The organism is Burkholderia sp. BCC1640 (assembly GCF_902833125.1).
In the GTDB taxonomy this organism is placed as follows: domain Bacteria; phylum Pseudomonadota; class Gammaproteobacteria; order Burkholderiales; family Burkholderiaceae; genus Burkholderia; species Burkholderia diffusa.
Window position 1 is genome coordinate 171,918 of sequence record NZ_CADFEF010000012.1, and the last position, 22,420, is coordinate 194,337.

Below are 22,420 nucleotides of genomic sequence, written 5' to 3' on the forward strand. Positions count from 1 at the left end.
CGCGGAACAGCTCGATCGATGTATATCAAGCCAGGCTACGGCATCGCGCTTAACCCAGAAAACTGAAAGGAACAAAGCCTTGAACAAGACCTACCGAAGCATTTGGAACACCGCGACCAACACGTGGACGGCAGTGGCCGAAACGGCGAAGTCGCATTCGCAAGGAGCGTCGCGCGCGACGCGGACAGCCATGATTGCGATCGCACTGGGCGGCGTCACGATGGGCGACGCGATGGCGGACGCGTGCACGACGAGCGACGGATCGCCCGGCACCGTCGATGCGGCGGGAACATGCAAACCGGCAGGATCGGACCAAGGTGGTATCCGTGCGCAGGTCGGACCGAGGGCTGCGATCGACGACACGTACCTCCAGGTTCACGGCACGACGACAGCCGCGAAGGGCGAAGGAAGTCGTTCAATCGCGATCGGCGATGGCGCGATTGCGCGCGCAACCGGCACTGATGGCGGCCAGACCAACATCGCTATTGGAGCGAAAGCAAATACGTCGGGTGGTTTCGGGCAAATCGCTTTTGGTGATGGCGCGTCTGTAACGGAACAGGGCGCCGGTGGAGCCATTGCAATCGGTCGGGGTACCACGACGTCAGCGCGAGGCGTGGCACTGGGCGATGGTGCCGAAATGAGTGGGCAATACAGCGTCGCGCTGGGTGATCGTTCTGTCGCGAGCGAAGAATATACCGTTTCCGTGGGTTCGAAGACTGTGAAACGACGCATTACGAACCTGGCCAAAGGTACGGCGGATACCGACGCCGTGAACGTCGGCCAGATGAACGCCGGCCTGTCAACGACGACCACCGCGATTGCTGACGTCAAAACGGGACTGTCGACGACCAATACCCAGATAACTGCAATCGATGGCCGCACGACGGCCAACGAGGCAAGCATCAAGCAGCTCGACGGCGACATGACGACCGCGAAAAACAACATCGCGATGCAAACGTCTGATATCTCGACCATCAACAACCGACTGGAAAACCTGTCGAGCGGCACGACCGGCCTCGTCCAGCAGGCCAAGGCGGGTGCCGATCTCACGGTTGGCGCGAAAACCGACGGTGCTGCGGTGAACTTCGCAGGCACCGGCGGCACACGCACGCTGTCGGGCATCGCAAACGGCGTGAACGACGACGAAGCGGTGACGATCGCGCAGCTCCGCGCAACCGGCCTGATCGATTACACCGGCAAGGAAGTCGGTGCCGTCACCTACGACAGCGGCCTGTCGTTCGACCGCGTGACTTTTGCCGGCGCGCTCGGCACGACACTGCGGGGCGTCGCGGCCGGCGAGGTCAGCGCCAACAGCATGGAGGCCATCAACGGCAGCCAGCTCTTCGGGTTGCAAGAGCAGTTCGCGAAGCAGTTCGGGGAGCTGAGTGTCCGTGTCGACGACTTGTCTGATCGCGTCACCGATCGCGAGAACACCCCCGGCACGGGCGGCCCAGGCACAGGTGGCCCAGGCACGGGTGGCGACGGGTCGACCGTCAACGGCATGGGTTCGAGCGCATCGGGTGAAAACAGCTCGGCCATGGGACAGGGTTCGACCGCATCCGGCGGGAACGGCACTGCCGTCGGTCAGGGTTCGGTCGCATCCGGCGAAAACAGCACGGTCATCGGCCAGGGCTCGACGGCTACTGGCAGCGGCTCGGTCGCTCTCGGCCAGGGTTCGGTCGCGAATCGCGACAACACGGTGTCGGTTGGCTCGGTCGGCAACGAGCGCCAGATCACGAACGTCGCCGATGGCACGGCGCCAACCGACGCAATCAACAAACGCCAGCTCGATGGCGCAATGCAGTCGATCGACCAGCGCTTCGGGGATACGAACCGGATGATCAACGACGTGGCGAAGAATGCATACGCCGGTATTGCAGCCGCGATGGCGATGCCGAACATGACGCCGTCGCAGCCGGGCAAGACGGTGGTCGCGGTCGGCGCCGCAAACTTCAAGAATGGCTCGGCCGTCGCGGCCGGCGCCACTTACCGGTCGCGCAACGGCAATTGGCTGATGAATGGCGCGGTGTCGATCACGTCGGTGGGCGATGCGGGCGTGCGTGCCCAGGTCGGCTACGAGTTCTGATCAGCCAGCCTCGCGAGTCGGGATTCAACCGGCGCGATCGGCGCGTGATGATGTCTGTTGCGCCCGGTCGCGCCGTTGCCGTGCTGGCGAGGAAATCGCGTCACAATTCAACGCATTCATCCGGGAAGCGGCTCGATTGGCTGTGTCAAGTCCTGGAATAGGTTGACAGTATTCAGACGCTAGAACGCCCGATGCACCGCATCGGGCGTTTTGTATTCCAGGGCGGCGTGTGGCCGCTCATGGTTGTCGATGTGCACGGATTGCTAGGCCATACACCGCACCGGGCAGTCGCGCCCGGTCATTTCCGGATGCAATCGCGCGACCAGAACACACGCCACCAGCATGACGGCGACCGCGATACCGTGCACCGGGTTACGCAGACACGACGCGACCTGCTCGCTCCTCGCCACACCGAACAGGCACCACAGACAGAAATGCTCGCAGTTGTTCGTGAGCAACCGGTACTGGCATTCGCCAAGGCGCGATGCCGCGCGGCGCGCCGCTTCCGTTCCATCGTACGGCGTGCGCGCGTGGCGAATGATCGCGAGCCCGAAACCGGCACGGAAGCCGTCCAGCGTGACGATCTCGACCGGACCACCGCTCGCATGGCGCGACCATCCCGCGTAGTGAATCACGTTGCCATTGCCGATGTAGATCCCGTGATGCAGATAGCCGGGGCGGCGGGTCACGAGGTGGGCACCGACCGGCGGTTCGCCATCCAGCATGGCGTCGTCGGCGTGCGCTGCGGTCGGATCAATCATCGCCAGCTCCTCGGTCCTGCGGCGGCGGGGCGGAAGAGCCGCGCGCGCGCCGCGAAACACGTTGCGTCCTGTCATGTCTCCAGTATTGGCAGTGGAGCCGCGCGGAACAATCAGCGTGGCCTGAGCTTGCTGTCCGACGTCGGGCCGCCGTGTCGGAAATTTCCGACGGGCCGTGCAATATCGGCTGACAGCCTTCACGGACGATTGCGCCGCCCGTATCCCGCTCCCCCCGTGTTTTCAGGCGTGCCGCGGCGCTCGGGCAGATGGGGCGCGATGACTGTCTCGCGGGGCCCGTCCGGCTTCGTTCGGTTTCGACAGGCGCGCACTTGACTTGAGTCAACGGGAAATCGACGTTCCGCGCGACGCTGGCATCGTCGTCGACGAGAATGCGCGACGTCACCGCACGCAGCCCGTTCCGCGACCGGACGGGCGGGGTCGCGGCCGTGCGGCTCAATCAGGAGAGTGAAGATGTGGACCGGAACCGTGAAGATGCTGCTGGCAGCCTGCCTGCTGAACATCGGTGCGAACGCGCTGGCTGACCCGTCGACCGAGCCGGTCGTGCACAACGGTGTCGCTTACATCACCGGCGGAATCGGCCAGGACGAGGTCACGGCATTTCGCGATGTCGCGCCTCGCTACAACCTGCGGATCACGTTCGCATCGAAGCGGGGCCAGTATCTTTCCGATGTCGATGTCACGCTGTCGTCCGGCAAGTCGACGATTCTCGACGCGCACACGAACGGCCCGTTCCTGTTTGCGCGAGTGCCGCCGGGGCGATATACCGTGTCCGCGCACGACAGGGCCGTTCAGGAAGTCCGGCACGTCGTCGTACCGGCGCGGGGCGCGGTCGATGTGCGCTTCTACTGGCACGACCCGGACCGGCACGGCGCGATACGTCTGTGCGCCGATTGTTCCGCATCGCCGCAGTAACCGGCACGCTGGTCGCGCGTTCGTTCAGGACCGGCGTGGCTGGAGAACAGACGATGCCTCGGCCGATCGCGGATCCTGACGCCATCGCCGTGGCAGGCCTCCGCGCGCAGCTCGACTCAATCGATGCGGCCAGCACGAAGAAATGAACGCAGTGAAACAGGCTCGATCGCGACGATCCCGCTGCGCTGCCGCGCTGACCGGCGCGCTGCTGTTCACGCTTGCGTCAGCCGGTGCGCGCGCGGAATCCGATACGGCCGTGGCGCAGCAGCAGACCACCGCGATCGACGAGGCGATCGCGGCCGAGATCGCCGACGGCCATCTTGCCGGCGCCGTGGTCGTGACGGGCGACGCGGACGGCGTGCGCGTGCGCGTCGCGCGCGGCCTGCGCGTGACGGGCGAGCACGCCGAGGCGATGACGGCCGATACCGTCTTCGATCTTGCTTCGCTGACCAAGCCGGTGGCGACGGCGGTCGCGATCATGCAGCTCGCGGAGCGCGGCATGCTGCGCCTCGATGCGCCGGCCGCGCGTTACTGGCCCGCGTTCGGCGCGCACGGCAAGGCCGGCATCACGATCCGCCAGTTGCTCGCGCATGTATCGGGGCTGCCGGCCGGCGTGTCTTCGTCCCGCGCGCTGCGCAGCCGCGCCGCCGTGCTGGCCGACATCGTCGCGATGCCCCCCGGCACACCGGCCGGCACGCAGGTGCGCTACAGCGACGTCAACTACGTGGTGCTTGGCGAGATCGTCGAGCGCGTGTCGCACCGGCCGCTCGACGCGTGGTGCGCCCCACATGTGTTCGCGCCGCTCGGGATGGCGAGCACCGCGTTCCGGCCACCGGCGTCGCTGTTCGCGCGCGTGGCGCCCACCACCGTTCGCGATGGCCGTCTGCTGCGCGGGAGCGTCCACGATCCCGTCGCGGCCGCGATGGGTGGCGTTGCCGGCAATGCGGGCCTGTTCGCGAGTGCGGACGACCTGGCGCGCTTCGCGCGCATGCTGCTGAACGGCGGCGCGCTCGGCCCGGTGCGCGTGCTGGCGCGCCGCAGCGTCGCCGTGCTCGAAACGCCCGCCACGCTCGACGCGGAAGGCGACCTGCACACGCCCGGCTGGGCGGTCGGGCCGCCGCTCGTCGCGAACCGCTACCGGCTGCCGCCGCTCGGCGCGCTGCAACACCTCGGCTACACGGGCACGGCGCTGTGGATCGATCCCGTGACGCGCCGCTTCGCGATCGTGCTCACCAGCCGGCTGTATCCCGACGAAACCGGCACGGCGATGCCACTGCGCTCGCTCGTGCTCGGCATCGTGTCGAGCGAGGCCGCGCCCGTGACGTCGTCGCGGATTGCGACGCGCGTGCCTGCGATGGCGGCGGCCGTCGCGCAAGCCGCCCGGTTGCCGGTATCGCGCGGGCCGGTGCTGGCCGGCATCGACGTGCTCGCGGCGAGCGGCTTCGCGGCCGTCGCGGGCAAGCGCATTGCGCTCGTCACGAACCGCAGCGGCTTCGACCGGCTCGGCCGGCGCACGGTCGACCTGCTCGCGCAGGCGCCGGGCGCGCGGCTCGTCGCGCTGTTCGCGCCCGAGCACGGGCTCGGCACCGACGTCGACGAGACATTCGGCGACACGCTTGACGCCGCGACCGGCGTGGTCGTTCACAGTCTCTACGGCGATCGACGCCGGATCGCGCCCGCGCTGCTCGCCGATGTCGACGTGCTGGTGCTCGACCTGCAGGACGCAGGCGTACGCTTCTTCACGTATCTGGCCACCCTCGGCTACGCGCTTGAGGCCGGTGCTGCCGCGCATCGCCCGGTGCTCGTGCTCGACCGCCCGGACCCGCTGGGCGGCGATGTGTTCGGCGGCCCCTTGGCCGATGCCGGACCGGCCACGTTCACCGGTTATTACCCGTTACCGCTTCAGCCCGGCATGACGCTCGGCGAACTGGCGCGACTGTTCAACGACCGCCTGCATATCGGCGCGGCGCTGACCGTGGTGCCGATGGCGAATTACGTGCGCGCGATGCGCTTCGGCGATACCGGGCTCGGCCGGGTGCCGCCATCGCCGAACCTGCGCGACGGCGCCGCGTTGTCGCTGTATCCGGAGACGGGGCTCATCGAGGGCGCAGCGATTAGTGTCGGGCGCGGCACCGCGACACCGTTCGGCGTGGTCGGCGCGCCGTGGATCGACGCGCGCATCCTCGCGGACGATCTTCGCGCGATGCGGCTGGACGCGACGTTCTCGCCGGTTCGCTTCGTGCCCACGGAGGGGCCGTATCGCGGCAGGGTGTGCGAAGGGGTGCGCATCGACCGGCCGCCCGGCGCGGCGCGGCCGGGCGAAATCGGGCTGGCACTCGCACTGGCGCTGCACCGGCGTTATCCGGCGAAGTTCCGGATCGATGCGATCCGAGCATCGGTCGGTTCGCGCGAGGTGGCGGACATGCTGGAGGCAGGGCGGTCGCTCGATGAGATAGAACGGGTCGTCGATGCACAAAATGCCGCGTTCGCGCGCGAGCGGGCGGCGTTTTTGTTGTACTGAGCGCGTACCGCGCGCGGACGACCGCGCGAATCATTCGTCCGATGCGTTCTCCTTCCCCGACTGGCTTGATTTGAGTCAAGCGTAAGCAACCGGGCGGCGTGATCCTGATTGCGAGCGCAACGGCATCCGTGCACGGCCTCTCAATGGCACGCCCACAATCGAACGCCAGGCCCTTAAGAATGCGGTAAGGAACCGGCCCGAACATGAACGCATCGCCCAGGAGAAACACGATGCGGATATCCCGTTCCGTTCGCACGCTTTGTTACCCGTGCCTTGCTGTATCGATGCTGATTGCCACCATTGCGTGCGCGCGCGCCGAAACGCCTGCCCGCCTGCTGGACGGTTATACGGCGAAGGCAGGCACGAGCGCCGCGCCGTCGCGGGGACAGCAGTTCTTCACGTCGCGGCATGGACGCGACTGGAGTTGCGCGAGCTGTCATGGAAGCACGCCGACCGGCCCGGGCCGGCACGTCGTTACCGGCAAGACCATCGAGCCGCTTGCGCCCGCGTTCAATCCCGCGCGGTTCACGGACGAGGCGCGGACCGAAAAATGGTTCCGCCGAAACTGCAAGGACGTCGTCGGGCGCGAATGCTCGGCAGCCGAGAAGGCGGATGTCCTGAGCTGGCTCATGACCTTGAAACCCTGACGACGAACGATCATGACCAACTTTGACACGACAACCTCTCCGCGCAGGATCGTTCCGCCGCGATATGTAGTGGCAGGCGCGCTCACGATGCTGTTGACGTCGCTGCTGCCGCGCGCGGCACTGGCCGAGGACGAAATGCAGGGCCTCGCGGTTCCGTTGCTCCCCAAGTACAAGCAGGAGTGCGCGACCTGCCATGTCGCCTATCCGCCCGGGGCGCTGCCCGCCGAGTCGTGGCGCCGCATCCTGAACGGTCTCGATCGCCACTTCGGCACCGATGCGACGCTGGACCCGACAACCATCGGGCAACTGGAAACCTGGCTGACAGCACACGCGGCGACGGGCGCCGCGGCTCGCCGTCCGCCGGAAGACCGGATTACCCGGTCGGCGTGGTTCATCGCCACGCACGACGAGATTCCCGCGTCCGTGTGGCGCAGCCCCGCAGTGAAGCGGCCGTCGAATTGCGCCGCATGTCATACGCAAGCAGACAAAGGAAATTTCGATGAACGATTCGTCCGCATCCCGAGCTCACGGTGAACCGGAGCGCTCGCGTCCCGCACGGATACTGGTCTGGGATGCTCCGCTTCGTGCATTCCACTGGCTGACGGTTGTTGCCTTTGCCGGTGCGTGGCTGACCGCCGAGAGCGAGCGGTGGCGGCTGATGCATGTCGCGTTCGGGTACACGATGCTGGCACTCGTCGCGTTTCGCGTCGTATGGGGTGTGGCCGGCACGCGTCATGCGCGGTTCTCGTCGTTCGTACGTTCGCCGGCGGCCGTTTTCCGCTACGTGCTGAGCCTTGTGAAAGGCAGGCCGGAACACCATGTCGGCCACAATCCGGCCGGCGCGGTCGCGATCGTCGCCATGCTGGCGATGACGGTCGTCACCGGGATAACGGGCTGGGCGGCCTACACGGGAAACGGCGAATCGTTCGGTGATCTTCATGAAGGCGCGGCGAACGCGATGCTCGCGCTTGTGGCGGTGCATGTCGCCGCCGTGCTCGTCAGCAGCGTCGTGCATCGGGAGAATCTCGCCGGGGCGATGGTAACCGGCTACAAGAGCGGTGCGCCGATCGACGGCATCCGGCGTGCCTGGTGGGGGATTGCCGTCATCATGACGGCGGCGGTGATTGGCTGGTGGTGGACGCAATGGCATGCGGCGCCGCAGCCCGTTCAAGCAGACCGGCCCGTCGTGACGGACACTGGCCACCCCGCGAACGGGGCGGGCCGGGATGACGATTGACGGCCAAGGACGGAGTGCTCGATCGTGCGCATCCTGCTCGTGGAAGACGACGTCCTGCTCGGCGACGGGATCCGCGCCGGATTGCGCCAGCAAGGATTCCAGGTCGACTGGGTGCGCGACGGCGACGCGGCCCAGCGCGAGTTGCGCGCGCATGCTCATGCCGCGGCGGTCCTCGATCTCGGGTTGCCGCTCGTGGATGGCATGGATGTCCTGCAGCGCATTCGTCGCGACGGCATCGCGTTGCCGATCCTGATTCTGACCGCGCGCGATGCCGTGCCCGACCGCATCAGGGCGCTCGACGTGGAAGCCGACGACTACGTGATCAAGCCCGTTGACCTGTACGAGCTCGGCGCGCGCCTGAGAGCGCTGGTCCGGCGCGCCCACGGCCGGCCGACGGAGCGACTCCAGGCGCAGGACGTCGAACTGGAACCCGCGTCGCGAACCGCGCGCCGCGCCGGCGTGGCCGTCGCGCTGTCCACGCGCGAGTTCGATCTGCTGCACATCCTGATGCTGAATGCCGGCCGGGTCCTGTCGCGCGAGCAGATCGAGCAGTATCTGTACAGTTGGGGGCAGGAGGTGGAGAGCAATGCCGTCGAGGTGCACATACATCGCTTGCGTGCGAAGCTCGGCAGCGATCTGATCCGGACTGTGCGCGGCGTGGGTTACGTGCTGCTGCGGGACAGTGCATGAAAGCCGTGCTGCCCGCGCGCTCGCTGCATGGCCGGCTGCTGACGCTCGTGCCGGCCGTGGTCCTCGGTGTCTGGCTATCGACGTTGATGCTGACCTGGCTCGATGCGCAACGCGAGATCGACCGATTGCTCGACGGCCATCTCGCGCAAGCGGCGGCACTGCTCGTCGCGCAGCAAGCACGCGGGCCGGATGACGACGACAATGCGGTCGACGCGCCGATCCTCCATCCATACGGGCCCCGCGTGGCCTTCCAGGTGTTTCATGAAGGCCGGCTCGGCCTGCATTCCGAAAACGCGCCGTCCAGGCCGATGGTGGCGCCCGAGCTGACCGGGCGCGACCGGGCTTCCGGATTCTGGACCGTCGTGATCGACGGGAATGCGTGGCGGGTATTCGTCGTGCATGGCGCGCGCGGCGACGTTCAGGTGTTCGTGGGCGAACGGATCGATTCACGCAAATCGATCCTGGGTGCCGTCATGCGCAGCGCATTCTGGCCGATGGCGGCTGCGTTGCCATTGCTGGTGCTGGGCATCGGCTGGGCGGTTCGCCGAGGCACGGCACCGCTGCGCGATTTCGGGCGAGCGCTCGCGAAGCGGAATCCGCAGGCGCTCGACACGATCCGGCTGGAGCGGACACCGCTTGAGATGCGGCCGATGCTGGATGCGCTGAACCGCCTGTTCGAGCGGATTCGTGCCGTGATGGATGCGGAGCGCCGATTCACTGCCGATGCCGCGCATGAGTTGCGCACGCCGATCGCGGCCGTGAAGGCACAGGCGCAGGTTGCAATGGCCGAGCACAATGACGAGCGACGCCGGCACGCGTTGCGCGGTGTTCTCGAAGGGTGTGATCGAGCGGCGCGTCTGGTGGAGCAGCTCCTGTTGCTTTCACGTCTCGATGCAGGCGCACTGGCGGATCGCGCGCCGGTAGACGTATCGGCCCTGGCGAAAGGAGTGGTCGCGGAGGCCGCGCCACAGTCGATCGGGAAACAGCAGAAGCTCGAACTCGATGCGCCATCGCCATGTGTCGTCGGCGGCAACGAAGCCTTGCTCGCGGCAATGGTGCGCAATCTGGTCGACAACGCGATCCGCTACAGCCCGCCGCTGGCGCGCATCACCGTTTCGGTCGGCCAACGGGACCGGCGCACCGTGCTCCGTGTCGAAGACAGCGGGCCGGGCATCGACGACGACGATCTGCGCAGACTGGGCGAACGCTTCTTTCGGCCGGCCGGCACCCGACCGAGCGGGAGCGGCCTCGGCTGGTCGATCGTGCGGCGAATCGCTGCGGCGCACGAGGCCGACATCCAGGTGGATCGATCGCCCGCGTTTGGCGGACTGCGCGTAGCCATTTCGTGGCCGGCTGCCGATGAAGCCGGTGCGGCCAGGTGCTAGTCGATCATGCACGTCACCGATCAGACTGCACGAGCTCGATGCGTGGCCGGAGGTCACGCGAGCGGTCAATCGTGGCCGGAATGGCGTGTTCGTGTCCGAACACGCCGAACCGTGCGATCACTTGCCGGCAGCGCCGCTTGCAGGGCCGCCAGGCTGGCCGCGCATGTAGCCCGGCCCCATGCCCATACCCATGCCTTGCCCTCGATGCATGCCCCTCATGGGCGGAACGTCAGGCAGCGTGATGCCGCGCGCCTTCGCACGCTTCTGCATCTCCGCGTGGTGCTCCGCGCGAATTTTCTCGCGCTCGGCATCCGATTTCGCGGCGAGCATGCGGGTGCGGTATTCATTCCGCTCGGCAGGCGTCATCAGTTGGCTACCGTACATCATGCCGCCCCACTCGACGGTAGGATCGCGAGCCGGTTGGCGTGGCTGGGCATCGGCCAGACCGGACGTGATCGCGATGGCGACGCCGATCAGACACGAAACGGTGAACCTGTTTGCTCTGGACATGACGGTCTCCAGGTCGTTTGCATGGGTTCAACCGTACGCAAAACGGGTGGTCGATCCTTTGCCTCAGATCAAGTACCCTGGAGTGACCGTCAATACCATCGAATACATGCCGCAGACACGCAACTGTCAGACGTGCAACGCATCATTCCACGTCGCAATGTCAACGCGTCCGGCGCAGGCGCGCCACGTGGGCCGCCCCGGTCGCCTGTGACTGCCCGAAGTTGACCAATCCTTCAATCCTGAAACGTAACCTGAATCGTGATACCAACAAACACCGACATCGTTTCGGAAACCGTCGCTGAAGCGACGCCCGCGATGGCCGCTGCGGCCACCCGAAGCACCTGGGTGAGCGTCGCGGTCAACCTCGCGCTGAGCATCGGCCAGGTAGTGATCGGCATCCTGTCCCGATCGCAGGGCCTCGTGGCGGACGGCATTCATTCGTTATCCGACCTGATCGCGGATTTCGTCGTCCTGCTGGCCGGTCACCATAGCCGAAAACCCGTCGACGAAAAGCATCCTTACGGACATCAGCGCTTCGAAACCGGCGCATCGCTGGCACTTGCCGCAATCCTGCTGCTGGTCGGTGGCGGGATGCTCTGGTCCGCCATCCAGAAACTCGAGCATCCGGAAACGATCGCGCGCGTCCACGTCGCGGCACTATGGGTAGCGCTCGTCGCGCTCGCCGCGAAGGAAAGCCTGTTCCGTTACATGCTTGCCGTGGCAACGCGGGTGAAGTCGAGCATGCTGGTCGCGAACGCATGGCATGCGCGTTCGGATGCCGCATCGTCTCTCGTGGTCGCCTGCGGCATCGTCGGCAACCTGTTCGGCTATCCGCTGCTGGATCCTGTCGCCGCGCTGATCGTCGGCGGGATGATCGTGAAAATGGGTGCGACGTTCGGCTGGGACGCATTGCATGACCTGATGGATCGAGCGGCCGATGCCGAAGACGTACAGGCGATTCGCGCGACACTGATTGCGACGCCGGGCGTGCTGGACGTGCACGACCTGCGCACGAGAAAGACCGGCGATCTGATCCTCGTGGACGTGCATCTCGACATCGACGCCGATCTCACGGTCGCGCAAGGGCACGACATCGCCGTGGACGCGCGTGCTCGCGTGATGAAGCATCACCGCGTCCTGAACGTGATGACGCACGTCGATCCGCGCAAGCGGGAACGCGTCGTCGAAGTCACGTCCGGGATTCGCGGCCGCTAGGAAGCACCGGTCAGCCGGCGCGGCCGCTCAACACATCGCGCATGCCGGTGTCATTCGGAACTGCGCGGGTGATGGCCGCGCCGGAACGTCAACCGACGTTCGTTGAAGAGCGCGCGCCAGTCGAGCTTCATCAACATGAACACGAGGCCGAGCAACACCAGTTGGGTGACGATGAAGTATCCGCCGAGGTAAGTGCCTTCGAGTTCGGATTCCAGGTCCAGTCGGGTCGATGCAAAGCGGCCGAGTTGCGCCCAGATCGCATAGGTCGTTGCACGACCGATGAAGAACGCCGCCGCGATGATCCTCAGCGGCAACCCGGACAGTCCGTACGCGATGAACAGATAGTTCGACGGAAGCGGGCTCAATGCGTAGAAGAAAAACGCGCCGGCAGTGAGCGTCCGGTGCTTGCGCAGCCAGCGTGTGGCGACGTCGATATTCTCGCGATCCGATTCCCGCATCCAGCGGGAGCGGACGAGCGATCTTGCGAAGGTCGCCAGAATGACGCGGCCGGTCGTTGCGGCGCCTGCCGCCACGACGGCAAAGATCAATGGATTGCCGTCGGGCAGGTTGAACCCGACCCACGACATCGCCATCCAGGTAGGCGGGGCAAACGCCGGCATGAGATTCAGCAGAAGAATCAGCAGAAAGAGTACAGCCAGCGTCAGCACGATATCGACTCCAGGGCGTCCAGTGTCACTTTTCAATTTTGCTGAGGAAAGGGGCCGGCGGCTTGACTCACGTCAAGCAAGGCGCCGCGCCGGCATGTGGCGCGAGGCGCGTCGCGCTGACCCATGTCAACGGTCGAGTCGTGGCGTTTCCTAGACTGATGCCACGCCGTCTGCAACCGGAACCGGATGCAGTGAACGCCTCCCTGCACGGCAATCGGAACAATCGTCATGTCGCGAATCCCCTGGTCGATCGATCTCGCGTTGCTGGTTCTGGCGGCCGTAACGCTCGCCGGAGGGGGCGTGTGCGCGGCGTTCGGTCTGCATTCAATCGCGCGGCTCGTCTGGTTGCTCGGCACGCTGCCGGTCTTGCTGGCGTTGACGGTATCGCTCGTCAAGGCCGTGGCGAAACGGCGGGCAGGCATCGATGTGCTCGCGTGGCTGGCCATCGCGCTGGCGATCGCGCTCGACGAGACGCTCACGGCAGCTGTCATCGCATTGATGCTGGCGAGCGGGCGGACGCTGGAGCGGTATGCGCAAGACCGCGCGCAACGCGAGATGACCGCGCTGCTCGCCCGTGCCCCTCGGCAGGCCACCCGGTTCGAGAACGATGAATGGCGTTCCGTTGCCGTGGAAACGCTCGTTCCCGGCGACAGGCTGCTCGTGCGAAGCGGCGAGTTCGTGCCGGTCGACGGCACGTTGACCGATGACGCGGAACTCGACGAATCCATGCTGACGGGCGAGTCGTCCACCCAGCGGCGGCGCGCCGGAGAAAGCGCATGCAGCGGCGTGGTCAACGCCGGCCCACCGTTCGAAATGGTTGCCCGCACGACGGCAGGCGACAGCACGTTTGCCGGCATCGTCCGCATGGTCGAGCGCGCGCAGCGCGAGCGAAGTCCGTCCGTGCGTCTTGCGGATCGCTATGCGTCATTCTTCGTACTCGCTTCCCTGATCGTCGCGGGCATCGCCTGGCTGCTGGCCGGAGATGTCGCGCGTGCGCTCGCCGTGCTGGTCGTGGCCACGCCTTGTCCGTTGATTCTCGCCGTGCCGGTCGCGATCGTGTCCGGCATGTCGCGTTGTTCGAAACGCGGCATCCTCGTCAAGGGCGGGGGCGCGCTGGAACGGCTTGCACAAGCGACGATCCTGTTCTTCGACAAGACCGGGACGCTGACCGGAGGGCGGGCACGCATCGTCGCGATCGAATGCGGCACGGACGTCGGTACGGACGGCGTGCTGCGTTTCGCCGCGTCATTGGCCCAGGCTTCGGGCCACGTCATCTCGGATGCGCTGACGGTCGCCGCGCGGGAACGTGGGATCGATCTGTCGCCGCCGTCCTTCGTGATGGAAACGGCAGGTGAGGGCGTGACAGGCCGGGTCGACAACCGAACCGTCGCGATCGGCCAGTTCGGATACGTCTCCGCGTGTTCAACGATCGCCCCCTGGGGCGACGCGTTCCTGAAGCGGGTCGGCAACGAGGGCGGGGCCGCCGTGTTCGTCGGCGTCGATGGCGTCATGATCGGCGCGATTCAAATGGCCGACCAGGTGCGGCTGGAAACGCCGCGGGCATTGCGGCTGTTGAAACGAGAAGGCGTCGAGCGCCTCGTCATGCTCACCGGCGACCGGCGAGACATCGCCCAGGCCGTCGGTGAGTTGCTGGGTGTGACCGACGTACGCGCCGAGCAGACACCGACGGACAAGCTCGCCGCGATTCAGGCCGCGCGCAAGGAGGGCGTGACAATCATGGTCGGCGACGGTGTGAACGACGCACCCGCGCTGGCGGCGGCCGATGTCGGGATCGCGATGGGTGCGCGGGGGGCGGCCGCGTCATCCGAAGCAGCCGACGTGGTACTGCTGGTGGATCGGCTGGATCGACTCGTGGATGCGATACGTATCGCACGACGGTCACGCCGGATCGCGCTCGAGAGCGTGGTGGCCGGCATGTCGCTGTCGGTCGTCGCGATGACGATCGCGGCGGCCGGATTCCTGCAGCCGATTGCCGGCGCGGTGATTCAGGAAGTCATCGACGTCGTCGTCATCGTCAATGCGTTACGCGTGTTGCTGGTTCGCCCAAGGCCGACGGACGCGCGGCTGGCCGATGTCGACGTCGAGCAACTCAAGCGCGAGCACACCGCATTGTCACCGTTGCTGGATCAGATCAGGGATCTCGCGGATCGCATGCCGCAACTATCGGTGGATGCCATCGCCAGCGAGCTTGGTCACATGATCGATTCGCTGGATGAACGGCTGCTGCCGCACGAACGCGCCGACGATCGGGACGTCTATGCGCGTCTCGCCCCGCTTCTCGGCGGCGAGGACCCGCTCGCGGCGATGAGCGGCGCACACCGGGAGATCTTCAAGATGGTCCGGTCGCTCAGGCAGATGGTCGCGGACCTGCCACGCGACGGCACGAACACCATGCAGGTGCAGGCGATACAGCGTTTGCTTTACGGGCTGGAAGCCATCGTGCGCCTGCATTGCGCTCAGGAGGAGGAACTGTTTCACGCCGTCGGGGCGGATGCGTGACGACGACACGCATCACGCTTGCGGAGCACTGACCAGAAGAACCGGCGTTTTCGCGATGCGCGCCACACGTCCGGCCACGCTGCCGACGAGCCAGCCCGTGACGCCGCGCCGCCCGTGGGTGCCCATGACGATCATGTCCGCGCTCCATTCGATGGCGTCTCGCACGATCAGGTGAGGCACGTCTTCGCCAGTGCGATCCGTTTGAATCAGCTGCGACTGCGAGCGCCCGGCGGGGGCGCCGTCGAGCAGGGCCATGGCCTTTTGCAGTACGTGATTGCCTTCGCTGGTCAACGCCTGTTCCAGCGTTTCGACGGGGACGAAATCACCCAGCGATGTGGGGCGATCGAGCACGTGAATCGCCCGAAATTCGGTCTCGGGCCGCGAAAATTTCAACCCCGTTCGCAATGCGTGGAGCGCAATCGGGCTGCCGTCGACCGCGAACAGCATCCGCCGCGGCAGGTGCTCGGCGACCGACGCGAAGCCTTCCGGAACGATGAGCAGCGGGCAACCGACCAGCTTGCCGAGCGGGCCGGAAACCGTTCCTTCGATCCATCCGAGCAGGCCATGATGCTGACGTGCGCCGACGATCAGGAGTTCGGCCTGCCAGGCTTGCGCGCTGTCGGCCAGCGCATGCACGACATCCCCGCCGTGCGTGGACAGGTCGATGACTTCCGTGTCGATGGTGATGTCGTCGCGCGGAATCGCGCTTTGGGCGCGCGACAGCGCGTCGGATGCGTCTCGCAGCAATTCGTCGCGTGCCGATTCGAGAAATGCCGCGGATCTCGATCCGCGCGGGACGAGTGTCCGCGGATTGTCCGCAACGCTGACGATATGCACCGCGGCGTTCGATGGAAGGAAAGCTTTGGCATACGCGAGTGCATGCGCGGATGCGGTGGAACCGTCGATGGCGATCAGCACCCGTTGAGGAGCGGGTGCCGCCTGGAAAGATGAAGTGCTGGCGCTCATGAATGTCTCCCGGTGGCTGCCGACGGTCTTGTACACGGCAATTTTTCGCACGAGGACAGTCTACCGGCTTGACCTTCGTCAAGCACATTCGTCTTCGCAATGCCGGGCGGAACGACGGCTCGATCGCGTCGCGTGCCTGGCCGCTGCCACATTGACATGAGTCAAGCGGGGGGCCAGCCTCACGCAGCAGCATTGAAACGACGCCGCGTTGATCCTTGCCAGGATGACCTCACCGGCCTCCAGGGCCCGAACGAAGGCACACGTGGCGCGTTGAAAGTCGCGGCTCCTTTCCAGTCTGATCACTGAGGCTGCTTCCGCCACCTCATGGCCCACAGCACCCACGTGTCATTCGTCTGACTTGACGGCGTTACCCGGTAGCGTTTCGCGTGACGTCGTGCTCGACACTCAATTCCGGTCACCGGACGAAATCCTCTGCCGCACTACGTGCATCGGGAAAGGCAGAATGCGCGGAAACACGTTCTCGGACTTGAACAGCTTGTGTGCCACCGCGCCCAGCACGTGCAAGCTCACCAGCGAGGCCAGCCCGTAAGCCGTCAGCGCGTGCAGTTGCCCCAGCCAATGCGACAGCTCGCGACTCTTGGGCACCAGGGTAGGCAGCGAGAAGAGCCCGAAGCAACTGGCCGTGTGCCCGGCCGCATTCGTCTTCATCCACCCGAGCACGGGGATGGCGAACATCAGCACATAAAGCAGCCCGTGGACGCTGCGTTCCGCGAAATGGTTCAGCGTACCGGCCGGATTGACTGATGGCGGAAGGCTGCGTCGCATGCGCAGCCGATTCACGATACGAACCGCCACGAGTCCAAGAATGACAATGCCGATCGACTTGTGCAGGCCGACGAGGTCTTCATTGTCGTCCAGCAGCAAGCCGACGATCAGGTTGCCGATCAGCGCGGCGGCCAGCAGCCAGTGCAGCAAACTCATCGACATGGGATAGCGGGTAACATTTTTCATGACGGAAATGCCTTTTCAGTGGCGAAAGGGTACGCTCTCGGGTTATCCGAGCAGGTTGTGATAGTGCTTTCTCGTACCGTCGATCCGGCGCAACGCCTGCTTTGCGGCGGGTAGATCGTTGGCCTGGATGGCTCGGTCGACCGCGGTCAATTCATCCCGCAATGTGCGCATGCCTTCGTCGTATGTCGGTTGGTCATCGCGATAGCGCTGGCGGCTTGCCTGCTGTGCATCGCTTTCGAGCCGGGCCACGTAGCCGTTCATTTCCGGAATCGTCCGGCTGTTCATGGCACCCTGCATCGCGTGCTTCATGTCTCGCATCAGCGTCTTGATCTCGCCTGCGGACGCCGGCGCGGCAGCCACGAAAAGCAACGCGCCCAGCGTTGCGCAAAAACGGAGTCGGAACGGTAGCCTGATCATGGTCGTCGATTCGGTTGCGAGTGTCGGTGACGGCGACCATAGAACGCCGACGTTAACGGATTCTTAAGGACCGGATTATTCCTCGTCGTGCTTGATGCCGGTCGGTTCCTGCGGTTATCGTGCGCCAATGGACGCCATGTCCCGACTAAAAGGAACGCGACACCATGCGGGTGTTACTCGTGGAAGACGACAAGCTGATCGGCAGCGGGGTGGAGGATGGCCTGATCGAGGCCGGCATGACGGTCGACTGGGCGCACGACGGCAGGCATGCGCAGCTCGCGCTCGAAACCACGCCGTATGACCTCGTCGTGCTCGATCTCGGCCTGCCCCGCATGTCGGGAGTTGAATTGCTCGACTGGCTTCGCAAGCGCCGCGACCATACGCCGGTGCTGGTCATGACCGCGCGCGACACCGTGGCCGATCGCGTGAGCGGCCTGAGCGCGGGCGCCGACGACTACATCGGCAAGCCGTTCGACCTGACCGAACTGATCGCCCGTTGCCGCGCGCTCGTGCGACGCTCGCAGGGCCGCAGCACCGAGACGATCGAATATGGCGACCTGTCGGTCGATCCCTCGCTGATGACGGTGACGCGCGGCACCGAACGGATCGCGCTGACGTCGCGCGAATGCGCGTTGCTGGTCGAACTGCTGGCGAATCAGGGCCGCCCGCTCTCGCGTACGCAGCTCCAGGACAGCCTCTATGGCTGGAACGAAGAAATCGAAAGCAATGCGATCGAAGTGCATGTGTCGAATCTGCGCAAGAAACTGGGCGCCGAATTGATCCGCACGATTCGAGGTGTCGGCTACGTGGTGGAGAAAGCGTCGTGATGCGCTCGATCCGGCAACGGCTGACCTTACTGGTGCTGTCGGGTGTCGTGGTGGTCTGGGCGTATTCGCTGGTGTCGAGCTATCGCCAGGCGATTCACGAAGCGGAGGAATGGGACGAAACCCGCCTCGAGCAGATCGCAAGAGCGTTCGTCGCGCTCGATGCATCCGATCTGCCGGTCTTCGCGGACATCGTTCTCGGCTCGGGGGAAGACAACGATGGCGACAACGATGCATCACCGCGCATGCTGTATCAGATCAGTGACGCGGGCGGACGCATCCTGGCCGCCAGTCCGGGGCTTGACTCGCTCGATCTGCCGGTGTTTCCCGCTGCCGCGTCGAGCCCGATCCGGTTCGGCAATCCGAAATGGCACGCGTACGTGCTGACCGATGCCGCGCGCGGTCGTACCGTGCGCATCTTCGAACAACGCACGCACCGTTCGGACTTGTCCGCGGAGGTGGCGCGCCGTGTCGCCCGGCCGCTCGCTTTCGCGTTGCCCGTGCTGGCCGTGTTGATCTGGCTGGCGATCGGACGCAGCCTGACGCCGCTGCGGACGCTGTCGGAGGCAATCGACGCGCGTTCGCCCGACAGCCTCGATGCAATCGGCACGAAGGGCATTCCCGACGAAGTGCGGCCGCTGGTTACCGCACTGAACGCGTTGCTGCAACGCCTGCGCGGCTCGCTCGATCGCGAACGCGCATTCACCAGCGACGCCGCACACGAGCTCAAGACCCCGCTCGCCGCGCTCAAGGTTCAGGCACAGGTCGCGCTCACCGCGCGCGATCCGGAACGTCAGCGGCGCGCGATGCAACGGGTCGTCGAGGGCGTCGACCGAAGCACGCATCTGGCGGACCAGTTGCTTGCACTGGCGCGACTTGACGAAGCCGTCCCGATGCCCGGCGAGGAGGTCGATCTCGCACGCGTAGTGCAGACCTGCATCGACGACCATCAGGCGCGCGCGGATCGCAAGCAGATTTCACTGATTTCACGCGTCGTCGGTCCGGTTATCGCACATGTACCGTCAACGCTGGTGCGCGTCCTGCTCGACAATCTCGTCGATAACGCGATCAAGTACGGTCGCGAACAAGGGCGCGTCGAAATCACGTCGTGGCAGGATGCCGGCGCGATCCACCTGCAGGTACGGGACGACGGACCCGGCGTCTCGAACGAAAATCTGTCCCGACTGCAGGATCGCTTCTTTCGCGGCGCGGATCACGACGAAAGCGGCAGCGGCCTGGGGCTGTCGATCATCGCGCGCATCGTGGCCAAACTCGGCGGGAGTCTGACGTACATCGACGGGTTGAACGGCAGCGGGTTCGGCGTGCGCGTTACATTGCCGTGATCGGCGCGACTGAAGCGGCGATTCCGAGTCCGCCCCTGTCTTTCATATCCGATGCGTTCAAGAATGCGAAGTTAACATTGCCTTCAGCTTTAGCGAGCATGCTGTCCTCAAGGCAGAAGAGATGTTCTCGGATGCCGACCCTGTTCACTGGAGGTCGAGATCATGAAATTCGCTATCCGTACCATCGTGCTGGCGGCGGCCATCATCCCCGCATTCGCATCGGCAGCTCAATCGAGCAGCGGCCTGACCCGCGCGGAAGTCCGCGCCCAGATCACACAGGTCGAGCAGGCCGGTTACAACCCGGCCCGAAAGGACATTCACTATCCGCAATCGATCCAGCAGGCCGAGGCACGCATCCGGTCTTCCGAATCGTCGCCGCAGGCCGATGCGTCGGGCTATGGGCCTGCATACGGGGCGGGGGCTGACTCGGGAGCCGCGATCCAGAGTCACGCCGCGGCGCCTCGGTTGTACACGCATCATTGACGGCACGCGCGTGAGCGTCAGGGCTCCCTCGCTCAATACGATTTGCCCCCAACGGTCGCCGACTCGAGCTCACGAGTGATGATCTGGGTGCCGCCGACATTGGCGACCGACTTGACCAGACCGACGCCTGGCGCGAGCCAGTCGTCGGCGACCGTCGTGCTGTTCGGCGCCGGATTGGAGAACGTCTCGGTGACGTGATAGTGACACGCGCTTGCGAACACCTTGCCGTTCTTCAGCGTGACCGTTTCGCGCGCGACGTACGCGCGCTGGATCGATACCGCCGTCTGGGCGCCGCCTGACGGAATGACGGGCGTATCCACGTAGTTCGCCGTCTCGCTTCCCGTCAACCCGATCGTCTCGACATACGGCGGCGAGTTGGCGTCCCGCAACACGAGGGCGCCCGAACTGTAAACCTCGCCGCCGTAGTTCGCACGCGCGCCGTTGCCGACGAGATAATAGTGATTCGTCTGGATCGGCGAGCCGGTCGATGTTTCGGCTTGCTGAGTAAGCGCGACGCCTTCGAACGTTGCCGGCCCGTAGGTGCGCGTGTACAGGCCATTGTCGACGGCCGGACTTTGCGACGTCGCCTGCGTGTACATGTGCAGCTTCACGGTGTCACCTTGCTGATAGACCGGATCGCACTCGAGATTCGAGGTCGCGGTCGTGCCGGACCCTCCGCTCGGAGCCCCCGGCGGCGGCATCGTGCCGGTCGTTTCGCTCGACGTTCCCTGGGCGCCCGGAGCCGGAGAATCGTTGCCGCCACAACCGGCCAGCATCAGACCGATCAATACGGCGATCGGAAACCACACGCATTGCCTGTTCTTCATCTTTGTTCTCTCAGGTCTGTTGAACACCATGCTCATCGAAGGTTTTTATCGTTTCGCCGATCAGTGACGCGTGCGGCTGCGGGAAGGGCGCAATCGCGCACCCTCCGGTCGATGCGAACACCGGAGTGACGCAGCTCCGGTGTCGCGTCATCGCTCAGTTGACCTGCAACTGACCACCGCGGCCGAGGCCGCCCTTGACGTCCTGCGCCTTGTAGCTGCGCAGCGCGACGACCATCTTGTTCCATGCGTCGATGCACGCGACGACCGTCGCCTTGCCTTCCGGCGTCGTCGAGAAGCCGGCGAGACCGCCGCCCACGCCACCGCCCAGGCCGCCCAGCGCCGCGCCGTAGTTGGTCGCCGTCGAGCTGCCTTCCGATGCCGCGATCTGCACGGCCGAGCGCACGTCGAACAGCGTCAGCGTCACGACCGACGCCTTCGTCTGCAGGTGGCCTGCCACCGCCGCCACCGCGCTGTTGCCGGTCAGCCCGCCGATCATGCTGCCGATGCCGGCGATCGGCGAATCGTTGATCACGATCTGCGGTTCCATGTAGTAATCGGCCGCGACACGCTGACCCTTCTGCTGCTTCGAACCCGCACGGTACTCGCCCGAGCTGCGCTGCAGTTGCGTGATGCGCGACAGGCGCGCGTCGCTCTTCTGGTTGCCGATCGACGTGATCACGAAGCAGTTCGACTGCTGGACGGCCAGGCGCAACAGCGGGTCGATGCTCGTCACTTTGGTCGCGCTGCCGAACGGGCCCCACCAGTCGGCGTTGCGGCCGTCGTCGACGGCGATCGTGCCGAGCGGCGATGCGCAGCGCTGCAACTGCGAATCCGCGCCGGCGCTCGCGCCGCCCGCGGCAGCGCCCGTGACGCCGGCGTTCTGGCCGCCGGGCGTCACCATGCCGCCGCAGCCGGCGACGGAAGCGCAAAGCGCTGCAACCAGCGCACCTTGAGTGAGACGTTGGGAAAGGATGGTCTTCATGTCGTTGTCGCTCGATAGAGTCGTTGTTCGGCTTATGTGTTCGTGCGAACTTCGATAAGCCCCCCGGCGTGGCGCGCGATGGTGGTCTCCCCGCAGCCGCCCCCGTTGCTTTCGGTCCGGTCAGTAGTACCAGTACGTCTGATGCCAGACGCCGTAGTACGGATAGCCCGAGTACCAGTAGCCGTAATAGACGTCACGCCATTGCGTACGCCATTTCCAGTCTTCCTCGTCTTCCTTCTTCGCCTTGCGGGCGAGCTCGAGCAGCTTTTTCGATTCCTTGTCGCCGCGGCCCGCGGCGATCGACAGCCACTTGGGGTAATCGTCCTTTTCGTGCATGTATGGACCCGACGCCTTTTGCAAGCCTCTTGTTCGTGATGTCGAAACGGTCTGCATGCATGTATCCGGCTTGCCTGATGGGCCATTGCCGAAGCATGCC

At 65.5% G+C, this 22,420-nt stretch carries 22 protein-coding genes and 1 pseudogene; 14 read left to right on the forward strand and 9 right to left on the reverse strand.

The features are described 5' to 3' along the window. Positions 1-79: 79 nt before the first annotated feature. Entirely contained in the window at positions 80-2,086 is a 2,007-nt protein-coding gene (locus HWX25_RS15700; protein WP_175909038.1) for a YadA-like family protein, read from the forward strand. Positions 2,087-2,349: 263 nt separating this feature from the next. Here HWX25_RS15700 and HWX25_RS15705 read toward each other — a convergent pair whose 3' ends face one another. Further along, complete coding sequence (locus HWX25_RS15705; protein ID WP_175909064.1) at positions 2,350-2,847, reverse strand: lecithin retinol acyltransferase family protein; 498 nt, start codon at positions 2,845-2,847, stop codon at positions 2,350-2,352. Between the two features lie 468 nt (positions 2,848-3,315). Here HWX25_RS15705 and HWX25_RS15710 point away from each other — a divergent pair, with 468 nt between their 5' ends. The 7 genes from HWX25_RS15710 (at position 3,316) to HWX25_RS15740 (ending at position 10,257) form a co-directional block, all read left to right on the forward strand. After that, positions 3,316-3,777 carry a carboxypeptidase regulatory-like domain-containing protein gene (locus tag HWX25_RS15710; RefSeq protein ID WP_059816744.1) on the forward strand — a complete coding sequence of 154 codons (462 nt, stop codon included), beginning with the start codon at positions 3,316-3,318 and terminating at the stop codon, positions 3,775-3,777. A gap of 142 nt (positions 3,778-3,919) precedes the next feature. Then, on the forward strand, positions 3,920-6,298 hold the full coding sequence (locus HWX25_RS15715; RefSeq protein WP_175909039.1) for a serine hydrolase: 2,379 nt from the start codon (positions 3,920-3,922) through the stop codon (positions 6,296-6,298). A gap of 284 nt (positions 6,299-6,582) precedes the next feature. After that, positions 6,583-6,945 (forward strand): DUF1924 domain-containing protein, encoded by a 363-nt coding sequence (locus HWX25_RS15720; protein WP_244135258.1) that lies wholly within the window; start codon positions 6,583-6,585, stop codon positions 6,943-6,945. Positions 6,946-7,032: 87 nt separating this feature from the next. Then, positions 7,033-7,479, forward strand: coding sequence for a diheme cytochrome c (locus tag HWX25_RS15725; protein WP_244135261.1), 447 nt, complete (start codon positions 7,033-7,035; stop codon positions 7,477-7,479). Further along, a complete protein-coding gene (locus HWX25_RS15730) occupies positions 7,445-8,182 on the forward strand; it encodes a cytochrome b/b6 domain-containing protein (protein WP_175909041.1) in 738 nt (245 codons plus the stop codon). Before HWX25_RS15725 ends, HWX25_RS15730 begins: the two co-directional genes overlap by 35 nt. Before the next feature lie 24 nt (positions 8,183-8,206). Beyond that, entirely contained in the window at positions 8,207-8,872 is a 666-nt protein-coding gene (locus tag HWX25_RS15735) for a winged helix-turn-helix domain-containing protein (RefSeq protein ID WP_175909042.1), read from the forward strand. Then, the gene (locus HWX25_RS15740; protein WP_175909043.1) at positions 8,869-10,257 is read left to right on the forward strand and encodes an ATP-binding protein; all 1,389 of its coding nucleotides are present in this window, start codon (positions 8,869-8,871) and stop codon (positions 10,255-10,257) included. Before HWX25_RS15735 ends, HWX25_RS15740 begins: the two co-directional genes overlap by 4 nt. 117 nt (positions 10,258-10,374) lie before the next feature. On the opposite strand, the gene HWX25_RS15745 is transcribed toward HWX25_RS15740, so the two are convergent. Then, positions 10,375-10,767 (reverse strand): hypothetical protein, encoded by a 393-nt coding sequence (locus HWX25_RS15745; protein WP_175909044.1) that lies wholly within the window; start codon positions 10,765-10,767, stop codon positions 10,375-10,377. Between the two features lie 258 nt (positions 10,768-11,025). On the opposite strand from HWX25_RS15745, the gene HWX25_RS15750 reads away from it, so the two are divergent. Next, positions 11,026-11,982 (forward strand): cation diffusion facilitator family transporter, encoded by a 957-nt coding sequence (locus HWX25_RS15750; protein WP_244135259.1) that lies wholly within the window; start codon positions 11,026-11,028, stop codon positions 11,980-11,982. A 50-nt stretch (positions 11,983-12,032) separates the two neighbouring features. Here HWX25_RS15750 and HWX25_RS15755 read toward each other — a convergent pair whose 3' ends face one another. Further along, the gene (locus HWX25_RS15755; protein ID WP_175909045.1) at positions 12,033-12,650 is read right to left on the reverse strand and encodes a VTT domain-containing protein; all 618 of its coding nucleotides are present in this window, start codon (positions 12,648-12,650) and stop codon (positions 12,033-12,035) included. Positions 12,651-12,878: 228 nt separating this feature from the next. Between HWX25_RS15755 and HWX25_RS15760 the strand changes: the two genes are divergently transcribed. Continuing rightward, entirely contained in the window at positions 12,879-15,170 is a 2,292-nt protein-coding gene (locus HWX25_RS15760) for a heavy metal translocating P-type ATPase (RefSeq protein ID WP_175909046.1), read from the forward strand. A gap of 12 nt (positions 15,171-15,182) precedes the next feature. On the opposite strand, the gene HWX25_RS15765 is transcribed toward HWX25_RS15760, so the two are convergent. From HWX25_RS15765 to HWX25_RS15775, 3 genes are all read right to left on the reverse strand, one after another. Then, on the reverse strand, positions 15,183-16,136 hold the full coding sequence (locus HWX25_RS15765; protein WP_175909047.1) for a universal stress protein: 954 nt from the start codon (positions 16,134-16,136) through the stop codon (positions 15,183-15,185). Between the two features lie 405 nt (positions 16,137-16,541). Then, positions 16,542-17,108, reverse strand: a complete 567-nt coding sequence (locus tag HWX25_RS15770) for a cytochrome b/b6 domain-containing protein (protein WP_175909048.1) — start codon at positions 17,106-17,108, stop codon at positions 16,542-16,544. A gap of 42 nt (positions 17,109-17,150) precedes the next feature. Beyond that, the gene (locus HWX25_RS15775; RefSeq protein WP_175909049.1) at positions 17,151-17,525 is read right to left on the reverse strand and encodes a cytochrome b562; all 375 of its coding nucleotides are present in this window, start codon (positions 17,523-17,525) and stop codon (positions 17,151-17,153) included. 164 nt (positions 17,526-17,689) lie between these two features. Between HWX25_RS15775 and HWX25_RS15780 the strand changes: the two genes are divergently transcribed. From HWX25_RS15780 to HWX25_RS15790, 3 genes are all read left to right on the forward strand, one after another. Next, positions 17,690-18,352 (forward strand): response regulator transcription factor, encoded by a 663-nt coding sequence (locus HWX25_RS15780; protein WP_175909050.1) that lies wholly within the window; start codon positions 17,690-17,692, stop codon positions 18,350-18,352. Next, positions 18,352-19,692, forward strand: a complete 1,341-nt coding sequence (locus HWX25_RS15785) for an ATP-binding protein (RefSeq protein WP_175909067.1) — start codon at positions 18,352-18,354, stop codon at positions 19,690-19,692. The genes HWX25_RS15780 and HWX25_RS15785 overlap by 1 nt, the downstream gene beginning before the upstream one ends. A gap of 162 nt (positions 19,693-19,854) precedes the next feature. Beyond that, a complete protein-coding gene (locus HWX25_RS15790) occupies positions 19,855-20,175 on the forward strand; it encodes a DUF4148 domain-containing protein (protein WP_175909051.1) in 321 nt (106 codons plus the stop codon). 32 nt (positions 20,176-20,207) lie between these two features. On the opposite strand, the gene HWX25_RS15795 is transcribed toward HWX25_RS15790, so the two are convergent. Then, a complete protein-coding gene (locus HWX25_RS15795; protein ID WP_175909052.1) occupies positions 20,208-20,786 on the reverse strand; it encodes a hypothetical protein in 579 nt (192 codons plus the stop codon). Between the two features lie 52 nt (positions 20,787-20,838). On the opposite strand from HWX25_RS15795, the gene HWX25_RS15800 reads away from it, so the two are divergent. Continuing rightward, a complete protein-coding gene (locus HWX25_RS15800) occupies positions 20,839-21,069 on the forward strand; it encodes a hypothetical protein (RefSeq protein WP_175909053.1) in 231 nt (76 codons plus the stop codon). A gap of 87 nt (positions 21,070-21,156) precedes the next feature. Here the strand turns inward: HWX25_RS15800 and HWX25_RS15805 are convergent, their stop codons facing one another. After that, the gene (locus tag HWX25_RS15805; RefSeq protein WP_175909054.1) at positions 21,157-21,984 is read right to left on the reverse strand and encodes a hypothetical protein; all 828 of its coding nucleotides are present in this window, start codon (positions 21,982-21,984) and stop codon (positions 21,157-21,159) included. Between the two features lie 120 nt (positions 21,985-22,104). Beyond that, positions 22,105-22,296 (reverse strand): annotated as a pseudogene (locus tag HWX25_RS15810) (sel1 repeat family protein); the annotation flags it as partial. Between the last annotated feature and the right edge of the window lie 124 nt (positions 22,297-22,420).